Below are 415 nucleotides of genomic sequence, written 5' to 3' on the forward strand. Positions count from 1 at the left end.
CCTTCCTATGCGCCTACCACAACGGCATTAACGATGATGACCCCAAACGCCCCACAGGCAGGGGCTACATGTTCCGGCTGAACACCGGGGTGAGCTACATCCCGCCCTGGGGTGTGCCAATTACCGCCATGCCCGAATACCAAGAAGCCACAGCCCGACTCGCTTCTGAGAAAGCAACAGGACAAACCACAGGCCAACCACCCGACCCACCACCAAGCGCAAGCTAAAACCACCACCAGGTACTGGCTAAACCCGCCGCGAGCACACAGACCACGCCACAACCCGCCAACCACACCACGGCCAGCGGGCACACCGGCGATCCTGCACCTAACCAGGCAAATGTAGAGACGACGAAACCCGACAACCAGAAGAAGGTTGACGGGTTATACGGCGTGCTCTAGTCGGCGTCGGTGGA

The 415-nt window shown here is 60.0% G+C and carries 1 pseudogene; it reads left to right on the forward strand.

What is annotated here, in order from left to right:
- Positions 1-227, forward strand: a pseudogene (locus HMPREF2875_RS13450) (HNH endonuclease); the annotation flags it as partial.
- Positions 228-415: the final 188 nt, after the last annotated feature.

Source organism: Corynebacterium sp. HMSC078H07 (genome assembly GCF_001812805.1).
Taxonomy (GTDB): Bacteria; Actinomycetota; Actinomycetes; order Mycobacteriales; family Mycobacteriaceae; genus Corynebacterium.